Raw genomic sequence first — 8,874 nt, 5'->3', positions numbered from 1 at the left:
ACGTAGGACCGCGTTCGGCAAGCGGGTCGACGACGGACGGCGCCCGCTCATGCCGCGCCGGCCGCGGTGTCGAGCGCGGGCCTCCGTCCCCGAGTGCGGTCCGTCGCCACCGAGCGCGGTCACCGGGCGGGCGCGCTCGGTGACGGACGAGTGCGCTCCGCGACGTAGGACCGCGTTCGGCAAGCGGGTCGACGACGGACGGCGCCCGCTCATGCCGCGCCGGCCGCGGTGTCGAGCGCGGGCCTCCGTCCCCGAGTGCGGTCCGTCGCCACCGAGCGCGGTCACCGGACGGGCGCGCTCGGTTACGGACGGGCGCGCTCGGTTACGGACGGGCGCGCTCGGTTACGGACGGGCGCGCTCGGTCGCGGACAGGTGGGAGCGCCCGGCGCGCGCGCTCCGCGCCGGACGGGTGTCCGCGGCTTCGCGGCGACCGACCGGTGCCCCTCGGGCGAGAAGTAACCCGGCCGTTACGAGACCGAGACGTGTCCGACCTCGTCAGGCTGTTGTCTATTAGGAAAGTTGCCTGTTAGTTTGACGGGGTCGCGCACAGCGGCCTCGGTCAACGACGATCGGACGAGTGGACATGAGCGGCACGCCCAGCCAGCCGGGGACTCCCGGGCTGCTGCGCGCCATGAACGACAAGGCCGCGCTCGCCCTGCTGCTCGAGCACGGCCCGCTCACCCGCGCGCAGATTGGCGAGCTCACCGGCCTGTCCAAGCCGACCGCCAGCCAGGTGGTCACGCGGTTGGAGCAGCTCGACCTCATCGACGTCGTCGGCTCCGTCGCCGCGGCCCGCGGGCCCAGCGCCGTCACGTACGCGGTCCGGACCGACCGGGCCCACGCGGTCGCGGTCGACGTGCGGCCGCACCGGGTGCTGTCCACGCTGGTCGACGCCGCCGGCACCGAGTACCCGATCGCCGAGGTGCCGCTGGCGCGCAYCGCCGCCGACCGGTCGGCCGTGAGCGACATCAGCGCCGCGATCCAGGCCGCGTGCGAGGCGGCGGGCACGACGCCCGACACGGTCGTCACCGTCATCGTCGGCCTGCAGGGCGCGGTCGACCCGCGCACGGACGACCTCGCGTTCGTCGGCCTGATCCCCGGCTGGCCGCGCAAGGCCGTGCGCGCGCAGCTCGAGGACGGGCTCGGGGTCAGCGTCCGCATCGACAACGACGTGAACCTCGCGGCCGTCGCCGAGCGGGTCGAGGGTGCCGGCCGGGACGTCGACGGGTTCGCGCTGCTGTGGATGGGCGACGGGCTCGGCCTCGCGGTCGACCTGGGCGGCAGCCTGCACCGCGGCGCGTCGGGCGGGGCCGGCGAGATCGGCTACCTGCCCGTCCCGCGTGCGGCCGCCGAGCTGGTCCCGTCGGCCAAGGACCTGCAGGACCTCATCGGCGGCATCGCCGTCGGCAAGCTGGCCCGGGCGCACGGCGCCCGCGGCCGGAGCTTCGACGCCACGCTCAAGGACCTCGCCGTGCACCCCGCGCGGCCCGCGGTCCTCAGCGAGCTCGCGACCCGTGTCGCGGTCGGCGTCATCCCCGTGCTCGCCGTGCTCGACCCGCCCGTGGTCGTGCTCGGTGGACCGACCGGCGCCGCCGGCGGTCAGAACCTCGCCGACCTGGTGCGAGGACACATCCGCAGGACCACCCGCTGGTCCCCGCACATCTCCGTGAGCACCGTGGCTGATCACCCGGTGCTGCGCGGTGCGCGATCCGTCGTCGGCGCCGACCTGCGCTCTCGGCTGCTCGACCTCGTCCCCTAACCCCATCGACGCACGGCGACCCCGGCCGACCGGGTGCGTCGTCGCGCCCCGACACAGGAGCACACGATGAGAACTCGAAAGTCCCTGCTCGTCGTCCCCGCGATCGCGGCCGTCCTCGCACTGACCGCCTGCGGCGGCGGCGCCTCCGGAGGCCCGACCGCCGAGGCCACGGCCCCGGCGAAGGTGACCGGCGACATCCAGTTCTGGCACTTCTTCACCGACCGCGAGGCCGACGTCATCCAGTCGGTGGTCGACGACTTCGAGAAGGCCAACCCCGGCGTCACGGTCACGGTGAAGTCCGGCCAGGACGACGAGAAGATGCGCAAGGCGATCTCCGCCGGCCAGGCCATCGACGTGGGCCTGTCGTACTCCACCGACCAGGTGGGCCCGCTGTGCTCGTCCGGCGACTTCGCCGACCTGACCAGCTTCATCGAGCGCGACGGCGTCGACCTGACGCAGATCCCCGACACGGTGCTCGGGTACACGTCGTTCGACGGCAAGCGCTGCACGATGCCCGCCCTCGCGGACGTCTACGGCCTCTACTACAACACCGACCTGCTGGCCGCGGCCGGCTACACCGAGCCGCCGAAGACGCTCGCCGAGCTGTCCGACATGGCCGTCAAGCTGACGACGTTCAACGACGACGGGTCGATCAAGCAGCTCGGCTTCATGCCGCTGCTCGGCTACTACGAGAACGCCGAGGCGCACTGGGCCCCGGCCGCCGACGCGGAGTGGCTCAACGAGGACGGCACGTCGGCCATCGGCTCGTCGCCGGGCTGGACCTCCATCCTCGAGTGGCAGAAGGACCTCATCGACCGGCTCGGCGGCTACCAGAAGCTGGCGGACTTCCAGGCGGCGCTCGGCCAGGAGTTCTCGGCCGAGAACGACTTCCAGACCGGCCGCGTCGCCATGAACATCGACGGCGAGTACCGGACCGCGTTCATCGACGACCAGGCGCCGGACCTGACGTACGGCACCGCGCCGATCCCGTCGGCCGAGGGCTACGAGGACAGCTACGGTGCGGGCTACATCACCGGCAACATCATCGGCATCGGCAAGGGCTCGAAGAACCCGGAGGCCGCCTGGGCGTTCATCAAGTACCTGACCACCGACACTGCCGCCCAGGTCAAGCTGTCGAACGGCCTGAAGAACGCGCCGACCACGCACGACGCGATCACCTCGCCCGACCTCGAGGTCACGCCGCAGTTCCAGACGTTCCTCGACATCTTCGAGAACGCGAAGTCGTCCACCACCCCGCCCAGCGCCATCGGCGCGGAGTACCAGACGATCTTCGGGACGCACACGGCCAAGTGGCAGCAGGGTGACGTCACCGACCTGCCCGGCATGTTCACGCAGGTCGACGACGAGATCGACGCCGCCGTCAAGCTCCAGGCCGGCTGACGCCCGTGGCCTCGATGATCCAACGCCGACGGAACAGGGCGGCGCTCGCCTTCCTGTCCCCGTCGCTGCTCGGCATGCTGATCTTCTTCGTGTTCCCGCTGGTCATGACGGTCTACTACTCCTTCACGGCGTTCGACCTGTCGAACCCGCCGCGCTGGAACAACTTCGCGAACTGGAAGTTCCTGTTCACGAGCGACCCCCTGATCGGCACCGCGGTGCTCAACACGCTGTGGTTCGTCGCGATCCTCGTGCCGGTCCGGATCGTCGGGGCCATGGTCGTCGCCTGGGTGCTCACCCGCGCCCGGCGCAGCTCGGGCGTGCTGCGCACGCTGTACTACCTGCCGGCCCTCATCCCGCCGGTGGCGGCCACGATCGCGTTCGTGTTCGTGTTCAACCCCGCCACCGGCCCGGTGAACGAGCTGCTGGGCAAGGTCGGCATCGACGGGCCTGGCTGGTTCACGGACCCGGCCTGGGCCAAGCCGTCGCTGGTCCTGCTCGGGCTCTGGGTGCTGGGCGACATCATGGTGATCTTCCTGGCCAGCCTGCTCGACGTCCCCGCCGAGCAGTACGAGGCGGCGGAGCTCGACGGCGCCAACGGCTGGCAGCAGTTCTGGTACGTCACCGTGCCGAACATGACGCCGGTGCTGCTGTTCGCCCTGATCACGGGCATCATCGCCGCGCTCCAGTACTTCACCGAGCCCGCGGTCGCCGCGACGACCGCCCAGGGCAAGGCGAGCGTCGGGGCCGGCGCCGCCGGTGCGCTCGGCTGGCCCGACCAGTCCACGCTGACCTACGGCCAGCTGCTCTACTCCAAGGCCTTCGGCGCCAACCTGCTCGGGTACGCGTCGGCGATGGCCGTCGTCCTGTTCCTCGTCGCCGCCGTCGTGATGGCGTTCCTGCTGCGCCGGTTCAAGGCGTTCACCCCGGAGGTGGCCAGTTGATCCGCCATCGCTCGCCGCTGGTCTGGGTGGCGGACCACGCGATCTTCGTCGCGCTCTGCGTGCTGTTCCTCGCGCCGTTCGTGTTCATCCTGCTCACGTCGGTCATGTCGCCGGAGCAGGCCGGGACCGCCTTCGGGTGGCCCACGTCGTGGCACTGGGACAACTTCGCGCTCGTGTTCCAGAAGCTGCCGATGCTCAAGTACACCGGCAACTCGTTCCTCTACGCGGGGCTGGCGACGGCGTTCATGCTCGTCTCGTCGGTGYCCGCCGGGTACGCCCTGGCCCGCATCCAGTTCCGCGGCTCGAACCTCTACCTGGTGCTCATCATCGCGATGATGCTGCTCCCGCCGCAGGTCACGAGCGTGCCGCTGTATGTGATGTGGTCGAAGCTCGGGCTGACCGGGTCGTTGTGGCCGCTCATCCTGCCGAACCTGCTGGGCGATGCGTTCTCGATCTTCCTGCTGCGGCAGTTCTTCCTGACGATCCCGAAGGAGTACACCGAGGCCGCCCGCCTGGACGGTTGCGGCGAGCTGCGGACGCTCCTGCGGGTCATCGTGCCGATGGCCAAGCCGGGCATCGCGGCGACGGCGATCTTCCTGTTCTTCACGTCGTGGAACGACTACTACGGCCCGCTGCTCTACACGTCGGAGAACGAGTCGGCCTGGCCGGTCTCCTACGCGCTCGCCCAGTTCCGCGGCACCCGTGCCGTGGACTGGAACCTCACGATGGCCGCGACCCTGATCGCGATGGTCCCCGTCGTCCTCATCTTCTTCCTCGCACAACGGACCTTCGTGCGCGGCGTGACACTGACAGGGGTCAAGGGATGAAGCTCACCGTCATCGGCGGCGGGTCCACGTACACGCCGGAGCTCGTCGACGGGTTCGCGCGGCTGCGGTCGCTGCTGCCGCTCACCGAGCTGTGCCTGGTGGACCCGTCGTCCGACCGGGTCGCCCTGGTGGCCGGCGTCTCGCGACGGATGTTCGCGCGGTACGGGTACGACGTGCGGGTCACCGCCACGTCCGACGTCGTCGCCGGGGTGTCCGACGCGTCCGTCGTGCTGTTCCAGCTGCGCGTCGGCGGGCAGGCGGCCCGGCACACCGACGAGACGTTCCCGCACGCGTGCGGCTGCCTCGGCCAGGAGACGACCGGGCCCGGCGGCTTCGCCAAGGCGCTGCGGACGGTGCCGGTGGTGCTGTCGCTCGCCGACGTGGTGCGGCGGCACGCACGGCCGGACGCGTGGATCGTCGACTTCACCAACCCCGTCGGCATCGTGACCCGCGCGCTCCTGCAGGAGGGCCACCGTGCCGTCGGCCTGTGCAACGTGGCCATCGGGTTCCAGCGACGGTTCGCGTCGATGCTCTCGGTCGACCCGTCTCGTGTTGCGCTCGATCACGTCGGACTCAACCACCTCACGTGGGTGCGGGGCGTGACCGTGGACGGCGTCGATCGGCTGCCGGGCTTGCTCGCGTCGTCCTTGAGCGAGCTTGCCGACGAGGTCGAGCTCCCGCCGTCCGCCCTGTCGCTGCTCGGCTGCGTGCCGTCGTACTACCTGCGCTACTACTACGCGCACGACGAGGTCCTCCGTGAGCAGACGGCGCCGGGAGCGGTGTCGAGGGCGCAGGCGGTGACCGACGTCGAGAACGAGCTGCTCGCCCTGTACGCCGACCCGTCGGTCGACACCAAGCCCGAGGCGCTGACCCGCCGCGGCGGCGCTTTCTACTCCGAGGCCGCCGTCGACCTGCTCGCCTCCCTCACGGCCGACCGCGGGGACGTCCAGGTGGTCAACGTCCGCAACGACGGCACGCTGCCCTTCCTGCCCGACGACCACGTCATCGAGGTGCCCGCCACCATCGGCGCGTCCGGCATCCTGCCCCTGCCCGTCGCCCCGCTGGCCGACGACCTCGCCGGGCTGGTCGGGCACGTCGCCGGGTACGAGCGGCTGGCGCTCGACGCGGCGGTGCACGGCGGGCGCGACCGGGTCACCCGCGCGCTCCTGGCCCACCCGCTGGTCGGTCAGTACGACAAGGCGACCGCACTGACCGACGCCCTGCTGGCGGCGAACCGAGACCACCTCGCGTGGGCACGGTGACCGGGGTCCTGCTCGCGATCGACGGGGGCGGCAGCAAGACCGACGTCGTCGCGCTCGCCCCCGACGGGACCGTCCTGGCGCACACCCGAGGACCCGGCTCCTGCCCGCAGGTGATCGGCGTCGCCGAGGCGCTCGCGGTCGTCGACGAACTGGTCCGCGAAGCGTTGGCGCTGGTCAGCCGCCCGCGCGTGCTGCGGGTCGGCGTGTACCTCTCCGGCCTGGACCTGCCCGTCGAGATCGAGACGTTCAGCGCTGCCCTGCACGCGCTGCCGTGGTTCGTGCAGGCGGCCGGCGTCGTCGTCGACAACGACACGTTCGCCCTCCTGCGGGCCGGGACCGCCGAGCACCAGGCCGTCGCCGTCGTCTGCGGCACCGGCATCAACTGCGTCGGCCGCCGAGCCGACGGGGCGACGGCCCGGTTCCCCGCGCTCGGGCGGATCTCCGGCGACTGGGGCGGCGGCTTCGAGCTGGGCGAGCAGGCGGTCTGGCACGCCGCCCGATCCCTGGACGGTCGCGGGACGCCGACGATCCTGGCCCAGCTGGTGCCGGCCGCGCTCGGGCGCCCGACGATGGCGGCGGTCATCGAGGACCTGCACTTCGGCCACCTCGACCACGACGACGTCGCCCTCCTCTCGCCGGTGGTGCTGGACGCCGCGGGGCGCGGGGACCCGGTCGCGGTCGCGATCGTCGAGCGGCAGGCCGACGAGGTCGCCGCCCTGGCGCTCGCGGCCCTGCGCCGCCTCGACCTCGCCGACGCGGTCGTGCCCGTGGTGCTCGGCGGGGGAGTGCTCGCCGCGCGCGACCCCGGGCTGACCGAGGGCGTCCGGGCGCGCATCGCCGCCGGGGCGCCCGGTGCGCACCTGGTGTTCGTCGCGGACCGGCCCGTGCTGGGCGCCGCGTTCCTGGTGCTGGAGGCGCACGGGGCGTCGCCGTCGGCTCTCGAGGCGGCCCGAGAGTCACTGGCGGTGCGCGAGGTTCTCGCCGGCTGACCCGGGTCGTCCGACGCAGGCGACCCGTTCTCGCGCGGTCGGACCGTGACCGGAACACGGCCGCCGTACGGAAACGTCGGTGGCTCGAGCGATCCCGGTCGGGGTCGCGTGAAGACTTTGGTGCGCGCTGCGTGACGAACTCTTCACGCGAGGCGGGCCCKCGTCAGTCGGCGGCGGGCGGAGCCGTGCTGTCGCGGACCACCAGATCCACCAGGATCCGGTGCTGCTCCGGGGCGGGCGCCGCAGCCGCGCGAAAGCGTGCGATCGACGAGGTCAGCGCGTCGGCCGCGGCCTTGCCCTTGGCGGCGAAGTCCTGGTGGACCGTGGTCAGCGCCGGCCGCAGGCGGCGGGCCAGGGGCGAGTCGTCGAAGCCGATGACGGAGACGTCCTGCGGCACGCGCAGCCCGAGCTCCTCGGCCGCGTGCACCACGGCGGCCGCCATCAGGTCGGAGAAGCACAGCACCGCGGTCGGCCGGTCCGGGCGGTTGAGCAGGGCACGGGCGCCCTCGGAGATGTAGGGCTCGACGTTGTCGTGCACCTCCATGACCATCGGCGTGACGCCCGCCGCGTCGAGCGGTGCCATCCAGCCCGCCTGGCGCTCGCGCGCCACGAACCCGGAGCCCGCCGCTGCCGGGTCGGGGGCGAGCCCGGGCGGGACCTGCACGTTCATGGTGAGGATGCCGATCCGGCGGTGGCCCAGCTCGAGCAGGTGCTCGGCGCCCAGGCGTGCGCCGTGCTGCTCGTCCAGCAGCACGCTGTCGGCGTCGGCCACCGGCTCGCCGTCGACGAAGACCAGCGGGAGCCGGCGCTTCACCAGCCAGTCGACCGCGGGGTAGTCGGCGGCGCAGCCGTAGACCAGGGCGCCGTCCATGGGGATGTCGCGGGCCGGGATCATGCCCTCGGCGCCCGTCGAGGGGAGCAGCACGACGGCCAGCCCGGTCGGGGCGAGCTCCTCGGCGACCGCCCCGAAGAATGCGGCGGCGATCGGGTCCCGGAACGCGGCACCCACCGACTCCGTGAGCAGCACGCCGACGGCGCCGGTGGTGCCGCGGGCCAGCGCGCGGGCCGACGGGTCGGGGCCGACGTACCCGAGGTCGCTCGCGGCCGCGAGGATCGTGCGGCGCATCTCCGCCGAGAGCTGGTCCGGGCGGGAGAACGCGTTGGACACGGTCATCCGGCTGACGCCGACCTTGTCGGCGATCGTCTGCAGCGTCACCCGGGACATGACGCCACCCTGTTCCGCTCCATGCGGGACAGGGTAGGTCGCCGGGACGTGTCCCGGGGGCGAGAGCGTCATCGCGCCGGGTGACCCGCCTCGGTGGTGCAGGCGGGGGCGACGGCGTCGGCCAGGTGGTGCAGCGCCCCGGCGAGCGTGCGGCGGGTGCGTGGTGCCCGGGTCCGGCGGACGCGGGGGATCGGCTCCGGCTCCGCAACCTCCGGGGCCCAGGGTCGTGCGCTGTCCGCCTCGCGCTGGGCGACGTTCACACCGAGCAGCAGACCGAGCTGCGAGCTGTCCATCGACATCGGGCTTCTCCTGTCGGGTTGTCGTACTTCTGTACCGATAAAGTTACCCCTGGAGTCTGTACCGGTCAAGACGAATATCGGAGTTCTTGTGGAGAAGGCTGATGGCCCCGCTCAGATGCGGAGACCGCGGGCCCGGGGCCGCGCTGTGGGTCATCCGGTGGGAGCTGGGCG

At 72.3% G+C, this 8,874-nt stretch carries 8 protein-coding genes; 6 read left to right on the top strand and 2 right to left on the bottom strand.

What is annotated here, in order from left to right; all coding sequences use genetic code 11:
• Positions 1 to 583: 583 nt before the first annotated feature.
• From ACXJKG_RS09870 to ACXJKG_RS09845, 6 genes are all read left to right on the top strand, one after another.
• Positions 584 to 1,759 (top strand): ROK family transcriptional regulator, encoded by a 1,176-nt coding sequence (locus ACXJKG_RS09870; RefSeq protein WP_456845590.1) that lies wholly within the window; start codon positions 584 to 586, stop codon positions 1,757 to 1,759.
• Between the two features lie 66 nt (positions 1,760 to 1,825).
• The gene (locus ACXJKG_RS09865) at positions 1,826 to 3,160 is read left to right on the top strand and encodes an ABC transporter substrate-binding protein (protein WP_456845589.1); all 1,335 of its coding nucleotides are present in this window, start codon (positions 1,826 to 1,828) and stop codon (positions 3,158 to 3,160) included.
• A gap of 14 nt (positions 3,161 to 3,174) precedes the next feature.
• The gene (locus ACXJKG_RS09860) at positions 3,175 to 4,101 is read left to right on the top strand and encodes a carbohydrate ABC transporter permease (RefSeq protein ID WP_456845588.1); all 927 of its coding nucleotides are present in this window, start codon (positions 3,175 to 3,177) and stop codon (positions 4,099 to 4,101) included.
• Positions 4,098 to 4,928: a carbohydrate ABC transporter permease gene (locus ACXJKG_RS09855; protein WP_456845587.1), complete on the top strand. Its 831-nt coding sequence runs from the start codon at positions 4,098 to 4,100 to the stop codon at positions 4,926 to 4,928. Before ACXJKG_RS09860 ends, ACXJKG_RS09855 begins: the two co-directional genes overlap by 4 nt.
• Positions 4,925 to 6,190 (top strand): 6-phospho-beta-glucosidase, encoded by a 1,266-nt coding sequence (locus ACXJKG_RS09850; RefSeq protein WP_456845586.1) that lies wholly within the window; start codon positions 4,925 to 4,927, stop codon positions 6,188 to 6,190. The genes ACXJKG_RS09855 and ACXJKG_RS09850 overlap by 4 nt, the downstream gene beginning before the upstream one ends.
• Positions 6,178 to 7,179, top strand: coding sequence for an N-acetylglucosamine kinase (locus tag ACXJKG_RS09845; protein WP_456845585.1), 1,002 nt, complete (start codon positions 6,178 to 6,180; stop codon positions 7,177 to 7,179). Before ACXJKG_RS09850 ends, ACXJKG_RS09845 begins: the two co-directional genes overlap by 13 nt.
• Positions 7,180 to 7,342: 163 nt before the next feature.
• Here ACXJKG_RS09845 and ACXJKG_RS09840 read toward each other — a convergent pair whose 3' ends face one another.
• A complete protein-coding gene (locus ACXJKG_RS09840) occupies positions 7,343 to 8,404 on the bottom strand; it encodes a LacI family DNA-binding transcriptional regulator (protein ID WP_456845584.1) in 1,062 nt (353 codons plus the stop codon).
• Positions 8,405 to 8,472: 68 nt separating this feature from the next.
• Complete coding sequence (locus ACXJKG_RS09835) at positions 8,473 to 8,703, bottom strand: hypothetical protein (RefSeq protein ID WP_456845583.1); 231 nt, start codon at positions 8,701 to 8,703, stop codon at positions 8,473 to 8,475.
• Positions 8,704 to 8,874 lie beyond the last annotated feature (171 nt).

Source organism: Cellulomonas sp. P5_C6 (assembly GCF_054049635.1).
The sequence above is the reverse complement of the archived record's forward strand: the minus strand, read 5'-3'. Positions and strand labels throughout refer to the sequence as shown.